23 protein-coding genes are annotated in these 22,017 nt (G+C 67.7%); 13 read left to right on the forward strand and 10 right to left on the reverse strand.

The features are described 5' to 3' along the window. Window positions 1-36: 36 nt before the first annotated feature. The 4 genes from cobO (at window position 37) to VB734_RS08080 (ending at window position 3,236) form a co-directional block, all read left to right on the forward strand. Window positions 37-714 carry a cob(I)yrinic acid a,c-diamide adenosyltransferase gene (cobO, locus tag VB734_RS08065; protein ID WP_197163776.1) on the forward strand — a complete coding sequence of 226 codons (678 nt, stop codon included), beginning with the start codon at window positions 37-39 and terminating at the stop codon, window positions 712-714. Between the two features lie 80 nt (window positions 715-794). Beyond that, window positions 795-1,508: a UMP kinase gene (gene pyrH, locus VB734_RS08070; RefSeq protein WP_197163774.1), complete on the forward strand. Its 714-nt coding sequence runs from the start codon at window positions 795-797 to the stop codon at window positions 1,506-1,508. Window positions 1,509-1,533: 25 nt separating this feature from the next. Beyond that, complete coding sequence (frr, locus tag VB734_RS08075; protein WP_197163772.1) at window positions 1,534-2,073, forward strand: ribosome recycling factor; 540 nt, start codon at window positions 1,534-1,536, stop codon at window positions 2,071-2,073. A 2-nt stretch (window positions 2,074-2,075) separates the two neighbouring features. Beyond that, window positions 2,076-3,236 carry an NAD(P)/FAD-dependent oxidoreductase gene (locus VB734_RS08080; RefSeq protein ID WP_197163770.1) on the forward strand — a complete coding sequence of 387 codons (1,161 nt, stop codon included), beginning with the start codon at window positions 2,076-2,078 and terminating at the stop codon, window positions 3,234-3,236. Here VB734_RS08080 and VB734_RS08085 read toward each other — a convergent pair. The 5 genes from VB734_RS08085 to VB734_RS08105 form a co-directional block, all read right to left on the reverse strand. Then, window positions 3,233-3,607, reverse strand: coding sequence for a Crp/Fnr family transcriptional regulator (locus VB734_RS08085; RefSeq protein WP_197163769.1), 375 nt, complete (start codon window positions 3,605-3,607; stop codon window positions 3,233-3,235). The genes VB734_RS08080 and VB734_RS08085 overlap by 4 nt on opposite strands. 35 nt (window positions 3,608-3,642) lie before the next feature. Beyond that, a complete protein-coding gene (locus tag VB734_RS08090) occupies window positions 3,643-4,821 on the reverse strand; it encodes a transaldolase (RefSeq protein ID WP_197163767.1) in 1,179 nt (392 codons plus the stop codon). Window positions 4,822-4,885: 64 nt separating this feature from the next. Next, window positions 4,886-6,742 (reverse strand): peptidoglycan D,D-transpeptidase FtsI family protein, encoded by a 1,857-nt coding sequence (locus VB734_RS08095; protein ID WP_416238047.1) that lies wholly within the window; start codon window positions 6,740-6,742, stop codon window positions 4,886-4,888. A 2-nt stretch (window positions 6,743-6,744) separates the two neighbouring features. Further along, window positions 6,745-7,251: a hypothetical protein gene (locus VB734_RS08100; protein ID WP_197163765.1), complete on the reverse strand. Its 507-nt coding sequence runs from the start codon at window positions 7,249-7,251 to the stop codon at window positions 6,745-6,747. Between the two features lie 59 nt (window positions 7,252-7,310). Further along, window positions 7,311-8,681 carry a CPBP family intramembrane glutamic endopeptidase gene (locus VB734_RS08105; RefSeq protein WP_323243236.1) on the reverse strand — a complete coding sequence of 457 codons (1,371 nt, stop codon included), beginning with the start codon at window positions 8,679-8,681 and terminating at the stop codon, window positions 7,311-7,313. Between the two features lie 136 nt (window positions 8,682-8,817). Here VB734_RS08105 and VB734_RS08110 point away from each other — a divergent pair, with 136 nt between their 5' ends. Both VB734_RS08110 and VB734_RS08115 read left to right on the forward strand, forming a co-directional pair. Beyond that, complete coding sequence (locus VB734_RS08110) at window positions 8,818-10,176, forward strand: histidine phosphatase family protein (RefSeq protein WP_197163761.1); 1,359 nt, start codon at window positions 8,818-8,820, stop codon at window positions 10,174-10,176. Continuing rightward, window positions 10,176-11,441, forward strand: a complete 1,266-nt coding sequence (locus VB734_RS08115) for a dihydroorotase (protein ID WP_197163759.1) — start codon at window positions 10,176-10,178, stop codon at window positions 11,439-11,441. The genes VB734_RS08110 and VB734_RS08115 overlap by 1 nt, the downstream gene beginning before the upstream one ends. Here VB734_RS08115 and lepB read toward each other — a convergent pair. Then, complete coding sequence (gene lepB / locus VB734_RS08120; RefSeq protein WP_197167565.1) at window positions 11,383-12,060, reverse strand: signal peptidase I; 678 nt, start codon at window positions 12,058-12,060, stop codon at window positions 11,383-11,385. The genes VB734_RS08115 and lepB overlap by 59 nt on opposite strands. A 214-nt stretch (window positions 12,061-12,274) precedes the next feature. On the opposite strand from lepB, the gene VB734_RS08125 reads away from it, so the two are divergent. Beyond that, window positions 12,275-13,816, forward strand: coding sequence for a hypothetical protein (locus VB734_RS08125; RefSeq protein WP_231594686.1), 1,542 nt, complete (start codon window positions 12,275-12,277; stop codon window positions 13,814-13,816). On the opposite strand, the gene VB734_RS08130 is transcribed toward VB734_RS08125, so the two are convergent. After that, the gene (locus VB734_RS08130) at window positions 13,725-14,153 is read right to left on the reverse strand and encodes a Spx/MgsR family RNA polymerase-binding regulatory protein (RefSeq protein ID WP_197163757.1); all 429 of its coding nucleotides are present in this window, start codon (window positions 14,151-14,153) and stop codon (window positions 13,725-13,727) included. The genes VB734_RS08125 and VB734_RS08130 overlap by 92 nt on opposite strands. Continuing rightward, window positions 14,150-14,512 carry a 2Fe-2S iron-sulfur cluster-binding protein gene (locus VB734_RS08135; protein ID WP_197163748.1) on the reverse strand — a complete coding sequence of 121 codons (363 nt, stop codon included), beginning with the start codon at window positions 14,510-14,512 and terminating at the stop codon, window positions 14,150-14,152. Before VB734_RS08135 ends, VB734_RS08130 begins: the two co-directional genes overlap by 4 nt. 128 nt (window positions 14,513-14,640) lie before the next feature. On the opposite strand from VB734_RS08135, the gene VB734_RS08140 reads away from it, so the two are divergent. Next, window positions 14,641-15,324, forward strand: coding sequence for a class I SAM-dependent methyltransferase (locus tag VB734_RS08140; RefSeq protein WP_197163739.1), 684 nt, complete (start codon window positions 14,641-14,643; stop codon window positions 15,322-15,324). On the opposite strand, the gene VB734_RS08145 is transcribed toward VB734_RS08140, so the two are convergent. Next, window positions 15,291-15,836, reverse strand: a complete 546-nt coding sequence (locus VB734_RS08145) for an inorganic diphosphatase (protein WP_197163737.1) — start codon at window positions 15,834-15,836, stop codon at window positions 15,291-15,293. The genes VB734_RS08140 and VB734_RS08145 overlap by 34 nt on opposite strands. Here VB734_RS08145 and VB734_RS08150 point away from each other — a divergent pair. Continuing rightward, on the forward strand, window positions 15,829-15,951 hold the full coding sequence (locus VB734_RS08150) for a hypothetical protein (protein WP_255518509.1): 123 nt from the start codon (window positions 15,829-15,831) through the stop codon (window positions 15,949-15,951). The two genes, VB734_RS08145 and VB734_RS08150, sit on opposite strands and share 8 nt — an antisense overlap. Window positions 15,952-16,312: 361 nt before the next feature. On the opposite strand, the gene VB734_RS08155 is transcribed toward VB734_RS08150, so the two are convergent. Further along, complete coding sequence (locus VB734_RS08155) at window positions 16,313-16,789, reverse strand: hypothetical protein (protein WP_322781589.1); 477 nt, start codon at window positions 16,787-16,789, stop codon at window positions 16,313-16,315. Between the two features lie 163 nt (window positions 16,790-16,952). Here VB734_RS08155 and VB734_RS08160 point away from each other — a divergent pair, with 163 nt between their 5' ends. The 4 genes from VB734_RS08160 to VB734_RS08175 all read left to right on the forward strand — a co-directional run bounded on the left by VB734_RS08160 (window position 16,953) and on the right by VB734_RS08175 (window position 21,808). Then, window positions 16,953-18,785, forward strand: coding sequence for a proline--tRNA ligase (locus tag VB734_RS08160; RefSeq protein WP_197163734.1), 1,833 nt, complete (start codon window positions 16,953-16,955; stop codon window positions 18,783-18,785). Window positions 18,786-18,813: 28 nt separating this feature from the next. Continuing rightward, entirely contained in the window at window positions 18,814-19,308 is a 495-nt protein-coding gene (psb27, locus tag VB734_RS08165; RefSeq protein WP_322781590.1) for a photosystem II protein Psb27, read from the forward strand. A 131-nt stretch (window positions 19,309-19,439) separates the two neighbouring features. Further along, entirely contained in the window at window positions 19,440-20,759 is a 1,320-nt protein-coding gene (locus VB734_RS08170) for an adenylosuccinate synthase (RefSeq protein WP_197167564.1), read from the forward strand. Then, window positions 20,756-21,808 (forward strand): adenosine kinase, encoded by a 1,053-nt coding sequence (locus tag VB734_RS08175; protein ID WP_197163718.1) that lies wholly within the window; start codon window positions 20,756-20,758, stop codon window positions 21,806-21,808. The genes VB734_RS08170 and VB734_RS08175 overlap by 4 nt, the downstream gene beginning before the upstream one ends. Window positions 21,809-22,017 lie beyond the last annotated feature (209 nt).

A 22,017-nucleotide genomic window follows, 5' to 3' on the forward strand; every position in this document is an offset into this window, starting at 1 on the left:
CGCCAGAGTGCCCAGCGGTTGCCGAAGTCAGCGTCCATGTCCGACTCTCCAGCGACCGACCCGCTCGATCAGGTGGCGGCTGAGCTGGGGCCTGGCGGGGATCTCGCCCCCGAGCGCGATGTCGAGGCTTACCGCCGCCGCATGCAGCGGCGGCGGGAGGTGCAGCAGCAGCGGGTGGGGGAACGCAGCCTCGAAAAGGGGCTGGTGCTGGTGTTCACGGGAGATGGCAAGGGCAAGACCACGGCCGCCCTGGGACTGGTGCTGCGCACCCTGGGCCATGGCGAGGGTGTGGCGGTGGTGCAGTTCATCAAGGGCGGCTGGCAGCCGGGTGAGGCCCGGGCCCTGCAGCTCTTCGGTGACGACCTGGCCTGGCATGCCCTCGGCGAGGGCTTCACCTGGGAGACCCAGGACCGGGAGCGGGACCGGCAGCTGGTGCAGGAGGCCTGGCAGCGCTCTCTGGCCTATCTCGCCGATCCCGCCCGCAAGCTGGTGGTGCTCGATGAGGTCAATGTGGCCCTCAAGCTGGGGTATCTCGAGCTGGATCAGGTGCTTGAGGGTCTCGATCGCCGGCCGGAGCTCAGCCACGTGGCCCTCACGGGCCGGGGAGCTCCCCAGGGCCTGATCGATCGCGCCGATCTCGTGACCGAGATGAAGCTGGTGCGCCATCCCTTCCGCGAACAGGGGGTGAAAGCCCAGGCCGGCATCGAGTTCTGACCCTCGCGGTCGGCACGTCTGCATCTGCTGGAGCGCTTGCTACTCTGCCGCCGACTGTGTTCGCCGTGCGCGGAATTCCGATGGCTTACCAGCGTGTTCTGCTCAAACTCAGCGGTGAGGCGCTGATGGGAGAGCAGGGCTACGGCATCGATCCCGCCATTGTCCAGGCCATCGCGGCGGATGTGTCGGAGGTGGTCAACAACGGCAAGGAACTGGCCATCGTGGTGGGCGGAGGCAATATCTTCCGCGGTCTCAAGGGGTCCTCCGCCGGCATGGACCGGGCCACCGCCGACTACGTGGGGATGCTGGCCACCGTGATGAACGCCATCACGCTCCAGGACGCGCTGGAGCGGGTGGGGGTGCCCACACGGGTACAGACCGCCATCGCCATGCAGGAGATCGCCGAGCCCTACATCCGTCGCCGGGCCATTCGTCATCTCGAGAAGGGACGGGTGGTGGTGTTCGGCGCCGGCTGCGGCAACCCCTTCTTCACCACCGACACCACCGCCGCGTTGCGGGCCGCTGAAATCAACGCCGACGTCGTGCTCAAGGCCACCAAGGTGGACGGGGTGTATGACAAGGACCCGGCCCGCCACACCGACGCCATCCGCTACGACCAGCTCACCTTCCAGGACGTGCTCAGCGGCGAGCTGGCCGTCATGGACAGCACCGCCATCGCCCTCTGCAAGGACAACGCCATCCCGATCGTGGTCTTCGACCTGTTCGGGCCCGGCAACATCGGCCGCGCCATCGCCGGTGAGCCGATCGGCACCCGCATCGTTCCTGCCGGCTGACCCCGGACCCTTCCCCCCACCGCCCATGGATCTCGACGCCAGCATGCGCAAGTCGCTGGAAGCCACCCAGCGCACCTTCAACACCATCCGCACCGGCCGGGCCAATCCTTCCCTTCTCGACAAGATCACGATCGAGTACTACGGAACCGAAACCCCCCTGCGCTCGGTGGCCAGCCTCTCCACCCCCGACTCCCAGACGATCCAGATCCAGCCCTTCGACAGCGCAGCGATGGCCTCGATCGAGAAGGCCATTGCCATGAGTGATCTGGGACTCACCCCCAACAACGACGGCCGCCTGATCCGCATCAACATCCCCCCGCTGACGGCCGAGCGACGCAAGGAGTTCTGCAAACTCGCCGCCCGCTACGCCGAAGACGGCAAGGTGGCGCTGCGCAACATCCGCCGCGACGCAATCGACAAAGTCAAGAAGCAGGAAAAGGACGGGGAGCTCTCCGAAGATCAGAGCCGGGATGAGCAGGAGAAGGTGCAGAAGCTCACCGACCGCTACATCGCCGAGCTTGAGAAAAGCCTCGCGGAGAAGGAAGCCGACATCCTCAAGGTCTGAGCGTGGCCAGTGCTCCGGCCGGACCAGCCCTGGATGCTGATGTGATCGTGGTGGGTGCCGGTGCGGCAGGTGCTGCAGCGGCCTACCACCTGGCAGCCCGCGGCTGGCGGGTGAGGCTTCTGGAAGCAGGACGACTGCCCCGGGCGAAGCCCTGCGGCGGTGGCATGGCCGCTTCCGTCCAGGGACTCTTCCCGTTTGATCTCAGTCCGGCGGTCGATCGGGTGATCACCAGGGTGCGGTTCACCTGGTGTCTGGAGGATCCCGTGATCGCCGACCTGCCCGGGGAGGCCCCCTTCTGGATCGTCCGCCGCTCCCGGCTGGATCACTTTCTGGTGGAGCAGGCGGTGGGCTGCGGTGCCGATCTGCTCGAGGCCAGCGCCGTGGAGGAGATCACCCGGGAGGGGGATCACTGGCGCGTGCAGACGTCGGCGGGACGGCGGCTCAGCGCCAGGGCTGTGGTGATCGCCGACGGGGCTCACTCGGTCTTCGGCCAGCAGCTGGGGATCGGTTCGCCACAGCCCCGCTTCGCCTCGACCGTGTCGGTGGAGGTGGAGGGTGAGGTGCTGGAGCCCGACACGGCCCACTTCGAATTCGGCCTGGTGCGCCATGGTTTCAGCTGGGCCTTTCCCCGCCAGGGGGGCCTCAGCATCGGTGTGGGCAGCTTCATCGGCCGTGAGCCCCTCGAGGCCGAGGCCGTGCTGGGGCGCCTGCTGCCCAGCCTGGGCCTGCCACCCGACAGCGGCGAGCGGCGGGTGTCTCCTCTGCGGGTCTGGGACGGGCATCACCGGCTCCACCACGACGGCGGTGCCGTGGTGGTGGGAGATGCGGCCTCGCTGGTGGATCCCTTTCTGGCCGAGGGACTGCGCCCCGCCCTGCTCAGCGGCACCCGGGCCGCCGAGGCCCTCGACCGCTGGCTGGGCGGCGAGGCCAGGGCCCTGGAGGGCTACAGCGAGCGCATGCGCGCTGAATGGGGCCAGTCGATGGCCTGGGGACGACGCATCGCCCAGGTGTTCTACCGCCTGCCCCGTGTGGGGTATCAGCTGGGGGTGAAGCGACCCACAGCCCCGCGGCGCATCGCCCAGATCCTCTCGGGGGAGATGGGCTACGGCGACATCGCCCAGCGGGTGATCCGCCGCCTGATGTTCAACCGCTCGCCGAATTAACGCAGGCAGTCCTTGAGCTGACGCAGACGCTGATCGATGGAACAGAGCAGTTCGATGGCGAACATCGGCGATTCCTGGACGGCGAAGAGAAACTTCTCCCGGTTCATCACCAGGATCCGGCAGGGGGTGATGGCCCTGGCATTGCCGAAACGGCGGTGATCCGGGGTGACCAGGGCGCCGGCACCGAAGACATCCCCTTCCCTGATCTCCTCGTGGCCGGCGTCACCGTTCCAGCTGAGCAGGACGCTGCCCTGCAGCAGGCCGAACATGCAGTCGCCGGATTCTCCGGCCTTGAAGATCAATTCGCCCGGGGCGAACTCACGCACCTCACCCTGGGTGGCCAGGGCACGCAGGGTGTCGAGGGCATTCATGGTTCAGGCCAGGGGGGAGCGTCGAGTGTGGCTGATCAGGCACCGACGGCCGCGAGGGCCAGGGGAGCTCCGAGGCCGCCACGCACGTCCTCAGGCACCAGCCTGCCGTCGTGGTCGGTGTCGAGGGCATCGAAGACCGCGTCGCTGCCCAGCCACTCCTCGCGGGTGATGCAACCGTCGCCATCCATGTCGTTGAGCAGGAAGATCTCCTGGGCGGCGTGGGCGAAGGCGGCTTCCCCCTCCAGTTCAGCGAGGCGATGGGCCAGCTGCGCCTCGAGGGTTTCGATCGCCTTGCTGAAGCCGCGGATGCCCTCATCGAGCTTTTCGCTGGCCATGCGATCGGCCGCCATGGCGCTGACGTAGGCGCTGGCATCCAGGCTGAAGCGGGCCTCGGTGGCTGCCGGGCTGAGGGGATCGAGCTTGCGCGGCAGGGGAGCTTCGGTGGTCCGGAGCTGATCGAGGAGTTTCGGTGAAATCGTGAGCAGATCGCAGCCGGCCAGCTCGATGATCTCCTCGATGTTGCGGAAGCTCGCACCCATCACTTCCGTGCGGTAGCCGTGGGTTTTGTAGTAGTTGAAAATCTTGGTGACCGAGATCACACCGGGGTCTTCCGGACCGGGATAGTGCTCACGGCCCGTGTCCTGCTTGTACCAGTCGAGGATGCGACCCACGAAGGGTGAGATCAGGGTCACCCCCGCCTCGGCGCAGGCCACCGCCTGGGTGAAGCTGAACAGGAGGGTGAGATTGCAGTGGATGCCCTCCTTCTCCAGCGCTTCAGCGGCCTTGATGCCTTCCCAGGTGGAGGCGATCTTGATCAGCACCCGCTCCTTGCTGATCCCGACATGCTCATAGAGACCGATCAGCTTGCGGGCCTTCTCGATGGTGGCCTCAGTGTCGTAACTGAGCCTGGCATCCACCTCTGTGGACACCCGTCCTGGGACGATCTGGAGAATCTCCTTGCCGAAGGTGACGCAGATCTCATCGAGAGCTTCCAGCACCACCGCTTCGGCAGGGGCAGCGGCGCCGATCACCGTTCTGGAGGCCCGCAGGGATTCATCGATCAGCCGCTGATACAGCGGAATCTGGGCCGCCGCCAGGATCAGGGACGGGTTGGTGGTGGCATCGCGGGGAGTGAACTGCTTGATCGCTTCCAGTTCACCGGTGTCGGCGACGACCACCGTCATGGCAGCGAGTTGTTCGAGCAGGTTGGGCATGTCCCCAAACGTTGACGTCTGGATGAAGGCTAGCCAGGCACGGCTGGGCCCAACCGGAGCGTCCTCAACCCCGCACCGTTGGCTGAGCGGCGGGTTTGGTGCCGCTGCTGGGTGGAACTTTCTCGAGCACCAGCAGGGCTTCGATGATCTCCTTGGCCACCGGTACCGCCACCGTGGAGCCGTAGGCATTGCCCCCCTGGGGTTCATCCACCACCACGAGCACCACATAGCGGGGATCGTCGATCGGCAGGTGGGCCACGAAGCTGGTGATCCGGGCTCCCGGGATGTAAACCCCGTTGAGTGCCTTCTGGGCGGTGCCGGTCTTGCCACCGATGCGGTAACCAGGAACCTGAACGCCCTTGCCACTGCCTTTCTCCACGACCGTTTCCAGCCAGGCCATCACCTGCCTGGTGACGGCGGGTTGCATCAGCTGCAGGCCGCTGGGGGGAGGGGCCGGGGCCAGGCTGTCACCGGAGCGCAGGCCGCGGGTGATGTGGGGGCTCACCAGACGGCCACCGTTGGCGAGCATGGCGTGCAACTGCAGCAGCTTCAGCGGCGTCAGTGAGAACCCCTGACCGAAGGCGGCCGTCGCCGGTTCGATCGGCTGGGTGGTGAACTGCTCGCGGGTCTTGAGCTCTCCGGCCACGGCCCCTGGCAGATCGGTGTCCGGAATGGTGTCGATGCCGATCCGGCGCATCCACTCCCAGTAGATGGAGGGCTTGAGACGGCGCATGGCCTGCACCATGCCCACGTTGCTCGAGACCTGAAGAACGGTGGCGAAATCCAGAATGCCGTTGGCGCGGCGGTCGTGGTTGAAGATCGGCCAGCCTCCGATCGTGAGCTGACCGACGTCGTTGACGGTGCCGTTGGGCTGGATGGCCTTCTCCTGAAGGGCGATCGCCAGATTGATCGGCTTGAAGGTGGAGCCAGGTTCGTAGAGGTCCTGCACCGACCATTCCCGGAACAGACCCGGGGAAAACTTCCAGAACCTGTTGGGCTCGTAGCTGGGGCTCGAGGTGAGCGCGAGCATCTCGCCGTTGCGCACATCCATCACCATGGCGGAACCCCGCTTGGCCTTCCACTGCTTCAGCTGTCTGGCGAGCGCCTGCTGGGCCACCTGCTGAAGGCGGGAATCCAGGGTGAGCTGCAGCCGCAGATCATCGGTGTAGAGAACGCCGGCCTGGAGACCGTCGGGCAGAGGGGTGCCATCGGCGCCGCGGCGCATCTGACGAGTGGTTTCCTGACGGCGCAGGTCCTTGTCACGGCTCTGCTCCAGACCGGCCTGGGCCACCCGCTCCAGGTTGAGGAAGCCGACCACGTTGGCGAACAGCTGACCCTGGGGATAGATCCTCTGGGGGTAGGGCTCGAGGTCAAGGCCACTGATGCCGAGCTCCCGCAGACGGCGGGCTGTTTCCGGATCGAGATCCGTGGCGAGCTTGACGCCGGTCTTGCGGCCATCGATCGTGCGCATCAGATCCGCTGAAGGCACCATCAGCACTTTGGCGAGTTTCTCGACCGTTTCCGCACTGCTGCGGATCAGGTTGGGGTCGTCTCCGGGAAAGTTGAAGTAGCGGGGATGGGCCCAAAGGGTGAAGCGTTCCTCATCCAGGGCCACCAGCCGGCCCTTGCGGTCAACGATCGGCCGTCGCTTGCCGATCGGTTTCGTCTTCTGGGTCTGGATCGCCCGGGCCCGCTGCTGCAGCCGGTCACCCTCCTTGACCTGCAGCCAGGCCAGACGTCCGGCCAGGCCCAGCATGGCCAGGCAGAGCGTGAGATACACGGTGAGCAGGCGGCCGGCCGGCACCGGCTGCAGCTGGATCACCCGGCGTCTGCTGCTGTGGGTGTTGTCCGCCTGCGGTGAACCGCGCCCCCCTCCATGGAGGGGGATGGGGGGGGACCCAGTGGCGGAGCGTCGGACCACCCTCAATACCCAGCGCGAACGATCCGGGGGTCGAGGCTGATCCGGCTCAGCTCCCCACCGAGCGTGCGGGGGTCGAGCGCCTGGAGGCTGAACGGCCTGCTCTGGGGTTGGCTGGCCGTGGGATTGGACAGGCCCTGAGGAGCCCCGGCGCTGGGGGAAGGCAGATGGATCAGGCGCTGGAGGCTGGTGGGCACCAGCAGGCCGGGACGGCGAGCCATCGCCAGGTGGTGCTGCTCAAGCACCGCGGTGGATTCCTGAAGCCGGTGCTCCAGCACCTGGGTCGACTCCAGCAGCTCAAAGCTGCGGGTCCACTGACCCTGCCAGTGCAGGGTGAGAGCGGTGAGACCCACCATCGAGAGGCCGAGAGCCACAAGCAGGCCATCGGAGGCCCTGTGCAGACCGGCCAGCCAGGGGGCCTGGCGAACCACGCGCCGGGCGGAGAAGGAGCCCTGGATCAGTTCCAGGGAACGGCGCCTGAAGAAGGGCTGGGGCGACGGAACGGCGACCACCGGAACCTGACGAATCTCCGCAAGTGAACCATGGGGCGCAAGGGGCAGCAAGGCGACGATCAGCGTGCCAACAAGAGCAGGTTGGTGAAGGTGAGTCCGTTCCAGAGAGCGTGGAGCCCCACGCAGGTGCTCAGGCGGCCACTGCTCAGACGCAGCCAGCCCAGACCCAGGCCAAGGGTGAACAGGGGGGGGAATTCGCCGAGGCTGAGATGAGCGATGCCGAAGACTGCGCTGCTGATCAGCACCGCGGGCAGGGGCCCGATCTCCCGACCCACCACCGGCAGCAGAACGCCACGGAAGATGGTTTCCTCGAACAGCGGGGCCAGCACGATGGCCGTGAAGGCGAAACAGGCCAGGGTCAGGCCGTTGCCGCTGCGCAGCACCAGCTCCAGCAGTGGATTGCTCCCGCCGACGTCAATCCAGAAGTGCTGCTGCAGCCAGCCCACCAGGGACACCAGGGGCAGCACGATCAGCAGGTACTTCACCGACTTGCGCAGGGCTGAACCCAGCGGACGCCAGCGGAACTGAAGCCAGCCGCTCTCCGGGGCCTCACCACCCGACCGCAGCAGAATGACGAGCATCAGCAGCGGGGCGGCCATCAGCCCGAGGTACATGGTGAGCACCGTGAGGCCATCGGCGAGCGGAGGCTTGATCGCCAGTGCCGAGAGCGTGGCCTGCAGCAGGGGACCCAGCAGCACCGGCGTGAGCACTTCCCCCAGCAGCACGAAGCCTCCCGCGATCAGAAGCACCACATCGATCACCCCCAGATCGGGGCCCACCAGGGCAGGCAGCGGAGCCTGCTTGCCACGCCAGCGCAGCCAGCCTTCCCTCAGCAGCAGCGCCAGTCCGGCCAGCAGGGCCACGGCCGGCAGCAGGTTGATGCCCAGCAGCTGCAGCAGGGCCCGTCGCTCGGCGGCCGGCTCGGAGCACTCGCTGGCCATGTCGCCCAGCACTTCGCAGCTGAGACGCCGCACCAGCGGGTCCTGGAGCATGCCCACCGCCTCGACGGGTCTGCTGCCCCCCTGGGGCAGCAGGAGCAGCTGCTCGATCAGGGGCCGGTCCTCGTTGGCGACAAGCCGTTGCAGTTGAAGCAGCAACGGCCGTGCGGCGTCCGGTTGCCCCTGGCGCAGCTGCAGCAGCGCCCGCTCCAGCAGGCTGATCCTGGCCTCGCGTTCACCGCCGGCCTGGGCGGTTCCCGGGGCCGTGGTGCTGTCGCCGCTCTCCTCCGCCTGCAGGTCCAGCTCCGCCAGCAGGAGAGCTCCAGGGTCCACACCCACCAGCAGCGGCCGCAGCGATGGCGGAACCGCCGGGGCGGCCAGCACACTCAGTTCCAGTTGCCGCCGGGAGAGGTCGTCACCCACCGACGGGCGATCCAGACTCTCCAGCAGCCCGTTGAGCCAGAGCAGCAGGCTCAGCACCAGGCTGGCCATGGCCAGCCCCACTTTCAGGGACCCGGCCCGTCCTCGCCCTCCTGTTGCCACCCGAGCTCCTCGCAATCGAGCGATTCTCCCCCGAGCCCGACGGGATCCCTCCCATACGATGACGGCGCTTCCAGCTCCAGACCCCGTGCCCCTTCGGCTCCTGCTCGTCCGCCACGGACTCAGCAGCTTCAACACCGAGCGCCGCATCCAGGGCCGGGATGATCTCTCCTCCCTCACCGACGACGGCCTCAGCCAGGCCCGTCTCACCGGGGCGGCACTGGCTGACCTTCGTCTCGATGCCGTCTACAGCTCTCCCCTGAGCCGGGCCGCCGCAACCAGCACCGCGCTGCTGGAGGCCCAGGGCGGTGGGCTCAGCGCCGAGTTCGACGACGATCTGCTCGAGGTGGATCTGGGCCCCTGGTGCGGCCTGCTGGGCAGTGAGGTGAAGGAACGATGTCCCGAGGCCTACCGCCTCTGGAGGGAGGCTCCCGATCGGCTGGAGTTGGAACGCTCCGATGGCAGCCGCTTCCGGCCGATTCCGGAACTGATGGACCAGGCCCGCCGCTGGCTGGATCGCCTGGAGCGCCAGCATCTCGATCACGGCGATCAGGCGGGAGAGGATCTGACCACGGTGCTGGTGGTGGCCCACAGCGCCATCCTGCGCTGCCTGGTGCTGCAGCTGCTGGGGTTGCCCGCCAGCCGCTTTCAGGGACTTCGCCTGGAGAACGCCTCCCTCTCGGTGTTCAACCTGCAGCGTCAGACCGCCGGCGGCGTGCAGGTGCAGATCGAGTCCCTCAATGTCACCGCCCACCTCGGCAACGGACTGCCGCCGAAGGGGGCCGGGGCACGTCTGCTGCTGGTGCGTCACGGCGAGACCGACTGGAACCGCCAGGGTCGCTTCCAGGGGCAGATCGACATCCCCCTCAACGCCAATGGTCTGGCCCAGGCACACTCGGCGGCGGACTTCCTCAGCGAGGTGCCGATCCAGAAGGCCTTCACCAGCTCGATGGCCCGGCCCCGCCAGACCGCCGAAGCGATCCTCACGGCCCACCCCGGAGTGATGCTCAGCAGCCAGGAGGGCCTGGTGGAGATCGGTCATGGCCAGTGGGAGGGGCGCCTCGAGCAGGAGATTTCCCAGGAGTGGGGAGACCTGCTGCAGCAGTGGAAAGTCGCCCCCCACACCGTTCAGATGCCCGACGGTGAGACGCTCCAGCAGGTCTGGGATCGTTCCGTGGCCTGCTGGACGGCCCTCGCTGCAGGCCTGGAGGCTGAGGAGACCGCCCTGGTGGTCGCCCATGACGCCGTCAACAAGACGATCCTCTGTGCCCTGCTGGGCCTCACCCCGGCTGACATCTGGATGGTGAAGCAGGGCAACGGTGGCGTGAGTGTGATCGACTGGCCGCCACCGGGCCGTGCGGGCGCAGCCCTGCCGGTGGTGACCTGTCTGAACCTCACCACCCATCTCGGGGGCGTCATCGACCGCACCGCCGCCGGCGCCCTCTGATGACGGCCCTGCTCCTGCGGGATGTCCAGCTGCTGCAGGGGCCCGACCAGCCTCTGACACGCAGCGATGTGCTTCTCGAGCAGGGCGTGATCAGCGCCTTTGGTGCCAGCGCCCGCGAGGGGGCGACACGGCTGGGCCTGCATCCGAGCCCCGCTGATGCCTGGCTGCTGGCGCCGGCCCTGGTGGATCCCCACAGCGTGCTGGAGGAGCCCGAGGACGGCCGTGCCGAAACCCTCGAAAGTCTGGTGCGCTCAGCCTCGGCGGCCGGGTACGGCACCGTGGCGCTGCTGCCGCGGGCCCGCATCTGGCGCGACCGGCCCGAATGCCTCCGCCTTGGGGTGGAGGCCCCCTTCCAGTTGCCGCTGTGGGGGGCATTCAGCCTCGGCGGCCGGGGGGAGGACCTCTCAGCCCACGCCGATCTGCTGGCCGCCGGTGCCCTCGGACTGGCGGAGGAGGGGGAGCTGCCTCCGCTGCCGCTGCTGGAGCGGGGGCTCAGCATCGGAGAATGCGCGGATTGTCCCGTGCTTCTGGCACCACGGAACGCCAGCCTGGATCACGGAGGATTCGTGCGCGAGGGGGTGGAGGCCCTGCGTGCCGGCTGGCCCCTGGACCCCCCCCTGAGCGAGACCATCCCCCTGCAGAACCTGCTGGCCCTTGCGGCCTCACTGCCCCAGGTGAACCTGCGCGTGGCCAATCTCTCGACCGCTGCAGGAGTGAAACTTCTGCGGGCGGCCGATCCGTCTCCGATGGCCACGGTCTGCTGGTGGCATCTGGTGGCTGACAGCGGCGGCCTCGATCCCGTGGCCGAGGGCTGGCGGCTGGTGCCCTCCCTGGGCACCCCCGGGGATCGCCGTGCCCTGGTGGACGCGCTGGCCGACGGGGTGATCAGTGCCGTGGCGGTGCACCACCAACCGCTCGATCCCGAGGAACAGCTGCTGCCCCTGGATCAGCGCCGGCCTGGTCTGGCGGGTCACCGCTACGTGTTGCCGCAGCTGTGGCACCACCTGGTCCGGGAGCAGGGCTGGAGCCCGGAAGCGCTCTGGCAAGCCCTCTGCTGGGGCCCGGCCCGGCTGCTGGATCTGGAGGAGCCCGTGCTCGAGTGCGGCTCGAGGCGCTGGATCCTCTTCGACCCCGACAGGGAGTGGATCCCCACGGCCGATGGCTATGCCTCCAGGGCGGCCAACCAGCCCCTGGGGGGCGAGGTGCTCAGGGGGCGGGTGCTGGCGACGGGGCTGCTTCCCCGGCTTTGGCTGGGGCCCCGCTGAGGGGGTCCGGAGCCCCGAGGGGACCCGTGCGATCCAGCGGCCAGAATCGGTAGAAGGCCCGGCCGATGATCTCCTTGCGGGGCAGGAAGGGTCCCCCCGGCCAGAAGCGTCCGTCCCAGCTGTTGGCTCGGTTGTCGCCGAGGGCCAGCACGGTCCCCGGGGGCACCACGGTGTCGAGGGTGCGGCAGGGTCCGATGCCCTGGCTGTCGATCGGGCAGAAATTCTCGACGTAGGGTTCGCTGATGGCCTTGCCGTTGATGCTCACCTGCCCGCGCGGGTTGACCACCACCCGGTCGCCGGGAATCGCGACCACCCGTTTGATGTAGGCGTCGCAAGCCGGCTCCTGGAGGCCGGGGATCGAGCCGATCAGGGGAAGGTTCACCAGCAGGCAGCCAAGCGGGCTGGAGCGCCGGTTGGCCTGCAGGGCGGGGTCGAAGTGGAAGGGGGAGTGAAACACGACGATTTCTCCCCGCCTGGGGGCACGGCTTCGAAAGCTGATCTTCTCCACCAGCAGCCGGTCCTGGATCTGCAGGCCGGGCAGCATCGAGCCCGACGGAATGAAGCGCGCCTCCAGCAGAAACTGCCTGATGCCGAGGGCCACCGCCAGGGTGAGCACCACGCTGCGCCAGAACGCCCAGGAACTCTCCGGGTCCTGGCCCGAGTGCTCCTGCGGCTGAGATCCCTTCTCCGGCTCGTGATCAGGTGTCCCTGCAGGTGTGGTCGGTGATGGGGAGTCCTCGGCGCTCAATGCACTCCTGCTGGAGCCGGCCACCTTAGGGCTCCGGAGCGGGACGGACCCCCTCTCTACCCTGAGTCGATCGACGCTGTTCTCCATGGTGCGGCCGCGCTGGCATCTGAGGTCCTCGGCAGGCAGCAACAGCCTCGGGCACCGCTGGGATCAGTTCGTGGCCCTCTGGGCGGCCTTGAATCTGCTCTGGGTCTGTTTCGACATCACCTACGTGCCGCTGCGCACGTTCTGGCTGCAGCGCAACCTCTATCCGCTCCCCTCGGCCCCGCTGGTGCTGCGGCTCAGCTTCCTGCCCGACATCACGCCTTACTACGACCCGGTGAAGGGGATCGAAGCCCACCGGGAGACGCAGGCCTACCTGGAAGCCTTCGATCAGATGGACCGTGCCCTGCTGGATGGGGGGGCGGCCGTCGACCTGCGTCGGCGTCAGGTGATCCTCACCGAGCGGATGATCGACGACAACCCCTTCCTGGCCTCGGGGGGCGCCGGCACGCTGGAGAAGATCAAGAATCGTCTGCGCGAGCGGGCTGACCAGGATTCGGCCAAACAGTCGGCCGGGCAGCTCCTGGGGGACGACTGGCTGCGGAGCCGGCCCTGGAGCGAGGAGCGCCTGTTCTGGCAGCAGCAGGTGCTGCCGCTGGTGGCCACCAACTACTGGCGCTCCATCGATGAGAACGGCCGTCCCACCGACAATTTCTGGCGCTTCGATCTGGTGCTGTTCCAGAGCGTCTTCCTGGCGGACATCCTGCTGCGGGCGGCACGGCTGCGTCGCCGCCTGCCCGGCCTGAGCTGGGGAGAGGCCCTGCTGCGGCGCTGGACCGATCTGCCCCTGCTGATGCCGTTCTGGCGCTGGCTGCGTCTGGTTCCTGTGGTCGAGAGGCTGCAGACCAGCGGGCTCGTGAACATGGAGCCCCTGCGGGCCGTGGTCAGCCGGGCCGTGGTGGCCCTGCTGGCGGTCGAGCTGTTCGAGGTGCTCGCCCTGCAGCTCATGGACGGGGCCCAGGGGTTGATCCGCTCCCCCCAGTGGCCCGAACGCATCCGCCGCCTGCGCAGTCATCAGACCGTTTCGATCAACGACGAGCGCGAACTGGTGGAACTGATGCGCATCTGGGGTCCCCTGCTGCTCAGCGATGTCGGGCCCCGCCTGGCACCCCAGCTCCAGGCCGTGCTGGCCCATGCCCTGCAGCAGACGCTTCAGTCGATGGTGGTGCCCCCGGGGCTGCGCCAGCTGCAACTGCTGATGCAGGTGGAGCAGCAGCTGACCCAGCAGCTCGCCTCCGGACTGGTGGACAGCATGATGGAGCTCTCGCGCGGGGCCGGTTCAAGGCTGCAGCGGCGCGACAACCGCCAGATCGATCTGCTGCGTGACTGTGTCGATCGCTTCTGGGATGAGCTGGCCCAGGCCCTCGAGCGTGGTCCGGTGCTGGAGCGCAGCCAGCAGCTCGTCTGCGCGCTGCTGGAGGAACTCAAGCTCACCTACCTGGCTCAGATCAACCGCACGGGGATCGATGCCCTGATCCGCGAGCTGGATCAGCTCACGGTGCCACCGGCGGCGACAGTTCAGGACCAGCCAATGGCAGCTGAGCCTTCAGAGCGTCCTTCCAGACCTCGGGATCAAAACCCGTGAGCGGCGCAACGCCTTCAGCCAGCAGCAGGGGGCGTCGGATCAGCTTGCCATCGGCGGCCAGGGCACTGATGGCCTCGTCGGCAGACATCGCCCTGACCCGGGCGGCACCGAGGGCGCGATAGCTGGCCCCACTGGAGTTGAACAGCCGTCGGGGATCAGCAAGGCGGGGCCAGACCTGCGCCAGCACCTCTCTGGAGGGGGGCGAGAGAGTGATGTCGATCACGTCCACTTCAACGCCCTCAGCCGCCAGCCACTTCAGAGCCCGGCGACAGGTGGAGCATTTCGGGTAGCTGTACAGCCGTGGGCGGCCTCCGCCGGAGGCCCCAGCCGGGGTCACTTCCGCCCGACGAGTGATTTCAGTGCGCCGACAAGGCTGTTGGAGCCCTTGCCCACGGCGGCATCCGGACGGGTGCGGATGGTCACATCGCCATTGACGCTGGTGCGGCAGCTGAGGCGGTAGTTGGCGGGGCGATCGGAGAGGTACACCTGCTCGACGTCGCTGCGGGGAGAGAGATTCTGGGCGCCCTCAACAACTTCGACGACACAGGTGCCGCACTGGCCAAGGCCGCCGCAATTGTTGAAGTTGTTCAGGCCCTTGTAGGGGTTGATGCCCGCATCAAGTGCAGCCTGACGCAGGTTGGCCCCCTCGATGCAACCAACCTTCTGGTCTTCATTGACGAAGCGGATGGTGGGCACGGATCGCAGCGGCTACTGGCGCGAACCAACTTACCGTCCAGCGGGCCTTCGGACAGCCGCCTTGAAATGGTTGTTGGTCGGGGCGCGCGCCGCCGCTGCCTACGATCCAGGGGAGCACGCACAGGGCCATGGCTGCAGCGATCAGCGGCGAATCCTCCGGGTATGACCTGGTGGTGCAGGGCCTGATCCCTGGCTACGCCAGCCTGGCCAGGCTCGGAGTGGCTCTGCTGGCGGCCTCACCCCTTGCCGGCCAGGCCGGAGCGGAGGTGCTGGTGGCCGGCTGCGGAACCGGAGCGGAGCTGGTGGAGGCCCTGGCCCAGCGCCCCGACTGGCGGCTGAGCGCGATCGACCCCTCCGCAGCGATGCTCAGCGCCGCGCAGCAGCGCCTCGGCGCGGCGGCAACCGGCATCCACTGGCGGCAGTGCACGGTGGAGGCCCTGGAGCTGGAGGCCGGGTTCGATGGGGCGCTCTCGGTCCTGGTGCTCCAGTCCCTGCCGGATGACGGAAGCAAACTGGCGTTTCTCACCGCCCTGGCCCGCTGCCTCCGGCCCGGGGGCCAGTTGCTGCTGGTGGATCTGATGCGCCCGGCTCTTCCCCTGCTGGAGGACCAGGTGGCGGAGGCCTGGCTCGGTTTCCAGAGGGCGTCTCAGCTGCAGGCCCCACCTGAGCTGCTCGAGCCACTCACCCACGGGACCCATCCGGTGGGACTGGCGCGGCTCACAGCCCTGGTGAATGCCGCCGGCTTCGGGGATCCGGCGAGGGTCTTCCAGGGCCTCGATTACGAGGGATTCCTGCTGCAGCGCTCCTCCTGAGCGGCGAGGGCGGCCTGGATGCAGCGTTCCAGCAGGTCCGGCACGTCCTCGGCATCCTTCCAGCCGAGGATCTCGACGGCCCTTCCCTCGAGATTCTTGTAAGTGCGGAAGAACTCGGCCACATCCTCGAGCTGGTTGACGGCGATCTGGCGAATGCTGCGCAACCCGCTCTGACGACCATCGGCCTCGGGGACGCACAAGAGCTTTCCGTCATGGGCGCCGCAGTCGATCATGTCGAGATAACCGATCGGCCGGGCGGTGATCAGGCAGCCAGCGAAGGTGGGCTCCTCCATGATCACCATCGCGTCGAGGGGAGCCCCGTCCTCGGCCAGGGTGTTGGGGACGAAGCCGTAGTCGAACGGATAGCGGACCGAGGAATGGAGCACCCGATCGAGAGCCATCAGTCCGGCCACGCCGTTGTATTCGTACTTGTTGCGACTACCGGCGGGGATCTCCACCACCAGGTTCACCAATCCCGGGGATGGCGAGGCGGCCAGGTTGCTGATGTCCACGGCTGATGGGGATGGTGAAGCGGGGATCAGCCCGGAAGGCGCTGCGCTCCAGCAGAACGGCGGCCACTGGAACGATCAGAGCCAGCAGGGCGATCGTGGCTCCCAGCAGCGGTGACCCTGGGTCCAGGAAACCCTCTGGACTGTACGAATCATCCTTGGACTCCCCTCTGGCGGCTGTGGACCCCGGCGGCCGTGACTCGGCAGCGGCGGAGGTGAGGAGGGTGGCGAAAACAGCAGTGGAGGTGGCTTCGGCTGTGGCTGCGGGAGAGCCGGTTCGCGGAGGTTCGGAATCCATGGAGTGGGAAGAGGGACCGGCTTCGAGGAGCAGTGTTCGATGGGCACTCAGGCCGATCAGGATGCTGAACCTGGAAGCAGCATCCGCCTGGCTGGTGGGACGGAATGTCCCGCAGTCAGACGGAGACCGACTTCAATATGCCATCTCCGGCAACTTTCTGCCCAAGCCCATGACAGGGCGCTCAGGCGGCAGGACGGGACTGCTCCAGCTGATCGCGCTTGCTGCTGAGCTCCGACGGGGCCTGATCCAGTCCCTGCAGGCTGTGTCTGATGGCCTGAAGTTCCTCGAGGATCGAGCTGAGCAGCTGCTGGGTGGCTGTGGAGGGTGAATTGAGCACCTCGACGGTCACCTCCTTGATGCGCAGCACGTCGCGGGCGAAACGGGCCACCTCATTGGGGTGAAACAGCAGCGCTTCCTTCTGATCGGTGCGGTATTCCGGATTGAGCTTGCGCGGATTGAAGGGTGGGTTGAGGTTGCGCGGATCGGTGTTGGTGTAGCGGTACACCGAGGCTCTGGAGCGGTTGAGCGCCTTCTGCACCTCATCGATGCCGATCAGCCCTTCAGCCGGTTCGGGGCCTGGATCCGGCAGGCCGGCAGGCCAGGAGGGGGCCACGGTCGGAGGAAGCTCTCCGCTGGAGCCGGCCGTGGGTGCAACCATAAGACTTATCTTGGACGGCTGGGAATTCATGCCGACGTTAGCAGAGGAAGCCTGGTTGGCCAGGCCTCTGGATGGGCCCACCTGTGGCGTGATTAAACCGGTCCCGCTGGCCCCCTGCAAGACCCGGTGATAAGGTCCCAGGCCGCTCAAGCTGCTCATTTCCATGCGCGTCTCCCGCCTGATGCTGGTGACGCTGCGGGATGACCCGGCGGAAGCCGAGATCCCCTCCCACAAGCTGCTGCTGCGGGGCGGTTACATGCGCCGGGTGGCCTCGGGGGTGTACGCCTATCTGCCCCTGCTCTGGCGCGTGCTCAGCAAGATCTCGACGATCGTGCGCCAGGAGATGGAGGCCACCGGCGCCCTGGAAACCCTCCTGCCTGCCCTGCAGCCCGCCAGCCTCTGGGAGCGCAGCGGCCGCTGGCAGGGGTACACCGCCGGGGAGGGAATCATGTTCCACCTGGTCGACCGCCAGGAGCGCTCCCTCGGGCTCGGGCCCACCCATGAAGAGGTGATCACGGCCCTGGCCGCCGACCTGCTGCGCTCCTACCGGCAACTGCCGGTGACCCTCTACCAGATCCAGACCAAATTCAGGGATGAGATCCGGCCCCGCTTCGGCCTGATGCGCGGGCGTGAATTCATCATGAAGGATGCCTATTCCTTCCATGCCGACGAAGCCGACCTCAGGCTCACCTATCAGCGGATGGATCAGGCCTACCGGCGCATCTTCAGTCGCTGTGGCCTGCGCACCGTGGCCGTGGAGGCCGACAGCGGTGCCATCGGCGGTTCGGCCAGTCAGGAGTTCATGGTCACGGCCGATGCCGGGGAGGATCTGATCCTCAGCAGTGCCGACGGCCGCTACGCCGCCAACCAGGAGCGGGCCTGCTCCCTGCCGGAGCCGGCGGTTCCCCTGGTGCCGGCCGCTGACGGGGCGGTGGAACTCCACACGCCTGGTCAGCACAGCATCGAAGCCCTCTGCACCGCCCATGGCTTCGACCCCAGCCAGACGGTGAAGGTGCTGCTTCTGCTGGCCCGCTGCGCCAAAGGCCAGCCGAGGCCCGTGCTGGTGAGTCTGCGCGGTGATCAGCAGCTCAACCCCACCAAGCTCGCCAATGCCGTCAGCGCGACCCTGGGGGAGGCGGCCGGTGCCCTGCTGGACCTGGAGCCGATCACCCCGGAGCAGATCCGGGCTGAGGGACTGCCCGTCTGGCCCCTGGGCTGCATCGGACCGCACCTGGGGGATGAGCTGCTGGCCGGTGCCCGCAGCTGGCACCCCGCGTTTCTGCGCCTGGCGGACCCCACCGCCGCGGAGCTCGACGCCTTCGTCTGCGGCGCCAATCAGCCCGACACTCACCTGGTGGGAGCCCGCTGGCTGACTCTGGGCGCCGGGCTGCCGGGGGTGGCCGATCTGCGCTCAGCCCAGCCGGGGGAGCGCTGTCTCCAGGATCCCAGCCAGCGGCTGGAGGCCACTCGCGGCATTGAGGTGGGACACATCTTTCAGCTCGGGCGCAAGTACTCCGAGGCCCTCGACGCCACCTTCACCAATGAGCAGGGTCTGGATGAACCCCTCTGGATGGGCTGCTACGGCATCGGGGTGTCCCGTCTGGCCCAGGCCGCCGTGGAGCAGCACCACGATCAGCAGGGCATCCGCTGGCCCGTGGCGATCGCGCCCTTCGAGGTGATCGTGGTGGTGGCCAGTGCCCAGGACCCCGTTCAGGTGGCTCTCGGGGAGCGCCTCCATGACGAGCTCGAGCAGGCGGGTCTCGAAGTGCTGCTCGACGACCGCAGCGAGAGGGCCGGTGTGAAGTTCAAGGACGCCGATCTGATCGGAATTCCCTGGCGGGTGGTGGTGGGGCGGGGCGCCGCTTCCGCCCAGGTGGAGCTGGTGGAGCGCGCGGGCGGGGCGAAGCGCGACATGGCGGCCGAGGCGGTGGTGGCCCTGCTGCAGCAACAGATCGTTGCCGCCCGTCTGGGCCTGGAGGCGACGGGGTGCCCGTAGGATCGGCCGACGACGTGAGGAGATGCTGATGACGGATGTCTGGAGGTCGTTCTCCCGTTCCGCAGGGGCTGCCCTCAGCACAGCCCTGGAGGCCCTGGGCTCCGGGTTGTGCTCCAGGACCTGGTGGAGCCGCACGCTCACTCCCGTGCTGGCGATCGTCCTGGGCCTCAGCCTCACGCTGAGCAGCTGCGGCAGTGTCGGCAACAGCCTCAGCGGGTCCTACGTCGAGGACACCATGACGGTGGCTGAATCACTGCTGGGAACCATCGCCCTCAGCCAGGATGATCCAGCGCGGCCGGACGCCGAAAACGAGGCCCGCGTTCTGATCAACGACTACATGGCGCTCTACAGGCCGAAGGGACGGGTGAACGGACTGCCTTCCTTCACCACGATGCAGACCGCGCTGAACTCGCTGGCGGGGCACTACACCAATTATGCCAACCGCCCCATTCCCGATGCGCTCAAGGCACGCCTCGAAAAGGAATTGAAGAAGGCCGAAACCTCCGTGGTGCGTGGCACCTGATCGACCTTCAAGGCCCGGAGCGACGCCTGAGCTGGGCTGAGCCAGCTTGACTTCAGACCACCGGGCTTTGACGAAGGGGCTGTTCATCTGAGACTCTTGACCCTTGTGCTTTGAAGCGGCTGCGGGCCGCTGTGTCCTTGGCCAATGTTGTCGTCATCGGTGCACAGTGGGGCGACGAGGGAAAAGGCAAGATCACTGATCTGCTGAGCCGATCCGCCGATGTGGTGGTTCGTTATCAGGGCGGCGTCAATGCCGGTCACACGATCGTGGTCGACGACAAGGTGCTGAAGCTGCACCTGATTCCCTCCGGAATTCTCTACGCAGACACCATCTGCCTGATCGGCTCGGGCACGGTGGTGGATCCGCGCATCATGCTCGAGGAACTCGACATGCTCGAGGACTACGGCATTGATATTTCGGGTCTGAAGCTGGCCTCCACGGCCCACGTCACCATGCCCTACCACCGCCTGCTCGATCAGGCGATGGAGCAGCGGCGCGGTGACCGGCGCATCGGCACCACCGGCCGTGGCATCGGACCCACCTACGCCGACAAGTCGGATCGCAACGGCATCCGGGTGATCGATCTGCTCGATCCCGAGCGCCTGCGCGAGCGCCTGATGGGCCCCCTGGCCGAGAAGAATCTGATCCTGGAGCGGATCTACGGCCTCGAGCCCCTCGATCCCGAGGTGGTGCTGCAGGAATATCTCGCCTATGGCGAGCGTCTGGCCCCCCACGTGGTCGACTGCACCCGCACGATCCACCAGGCGGCCCGCGCCCGCCAGAACATCCTCTTCGAGGGCGCCCAGGGAACCCTGCTCGATCTCGACCACGGCACCTACCCCTACGTCACGTCCTCGAATCCCGTCTCCGGCGGCGCCTGCATCGGTGCCGGCGTGGGCCCGACGCTGATCGATCGGGTCATCGGCGTGGCCAAGGCCTACACCACCCGCGTGGGCGAGGGACCGTTCCCCACCGAGCTGCAGGGCAGCCTCAACGACCACCTCTGCGACCGGGGGGGGGAGTTCGGCACCACCACGGGCCGTCGTCGCCGCTGTGGCTGGTTCGATGGGGTGATCGGTCGTTACGCCGTGGAGGTGAACGGTCTGGACTGTCTGGCCATCACCAAGCTGGATGTGCTCGATGAGCTCGATGAGATCCAGGTCGGTGTGGCCTATGAGCTCGACGGCGAGCGCATCGAGCATTTCCCCAGCAGCGCCGAGACCTTCGCCCGCTGCCGTCCCATCTACCAGACGCTGCCGGGCTGGCAGTGCTCCACGGCCGAGTGCCGGACCCTGGAGGATCTGCCCGCCTCGGCCATGGCCTACCTGCGTTTCCTGGCTGAATTGATGGAGGTGCCGATCGCGATCGTCTCCCTCGGCGCCCACCGCGACCAGACGATCGTGGTCGAGGATCCGATCCACGGCCCCAAACGGGCCCTTCTGAACGTATGACGATGCCCGCCGCCGGCCGCAGCCTCGATGTGGTGGGCATCGGCAACGCGATCGTCGATGTGCTGGTCAGCGCCGACGACGCCTTCCTCGAGGAGCACGGCCTGAGCAAGGGGGGCATGGCCCTGGTGGATGCCGAGGAGGCCCGGAGGCTCTACGCCGCCGCCGGCCCAGGCCTGGAAACATCCGGCGGCTCGGCCGCCAACACCCTGGCGGGCCTGGCCCAGCTGGGCGCCCGGGCCGGGTTCATCGGACGGGTGCGCGATGACCAGCTGGGGGCCATCTTCAGCCACGACATCCGCTCGGTGGGAGCCCGCTTCGAGACCCCGGCCGCCAGCACGGGGGCGGCGACCGCCCGTTGCCTGATCCTGGTCACCCCCGATGCCCAGCGCACGATGTGCACCTATCTGGGCGCCTCGGTGGACCTCGAGCCGGCCGACCTCGACCTGGATCTGGTGCGCCAGGCGGGGATGCTCTACCTGGAGGGATACCTCTGGGATGGAGAGGCCGCCAAGCGGGCCTTCCTCGCTGCCGCCGAGGTGATGCGCGCCGCCGGCGGCCAGGTGGCCCTCTCCCTCTCCGATGCCTTCTGCGTCGAGCGCCACCGGGAGAGCTTCCTGGAGCTGGTCGACGGTCATGTCGACGTGCTCTTCGCCAACGAGGCCGAGATCACCGCGCTCTATCAGTGCGAAAGTTTCGAGGCGGCAATGGAGCAGGTGCGGGGCCGGTGCTCCATCGCCGTGCTGACCCGGGGCGCCCTCGGTTCCGTGGTGCTCGGAGACGGAGAGGTCCACCGGATCGAGCCCTTCGTCCTCGGACCGCTTGTCGACACAACCGGAGCCGGTGATCTCTACGCGGCCGGTTTCCTCTACGGCCTCACCCGGGGAGATTCCCTGGAGCGATGCGGTCAACTGGGGTCCCTCTGCGCCGGCCAGGTGATCACCCAGCTGGGCCCCCGTCCGCGGGCCTCGCTTCCCCAACTGGTGGCGGACCATCTGGGAGTCCCACCCGCTCCAGCAAGACCTCCAGGGGCCACGGACCTGCCTCGCTGAGCGGTTCATCCGGCCGCCTGAGCAGCAGCAGCGTCAGCCCCAGCTCGGCGGTGTGCCGCTGCCAGAGCTGCTCGGTCGGCCCCCCCGACTGACGGCAGAGCACCGCGGTGATGCCCCAGTGCTCCAGCAGGGCCCGCTCGATCGCGCCCGGAGCGGCCGCCGGCAATCCCGTGCCGGGCCTGTGGCAGGCGAGGGCTGCGGGTCCCAGC

The sequence above is a fragment of the Synechococcus sp. BA-124 BA4 genome (genome assembly GCF_034931165.1).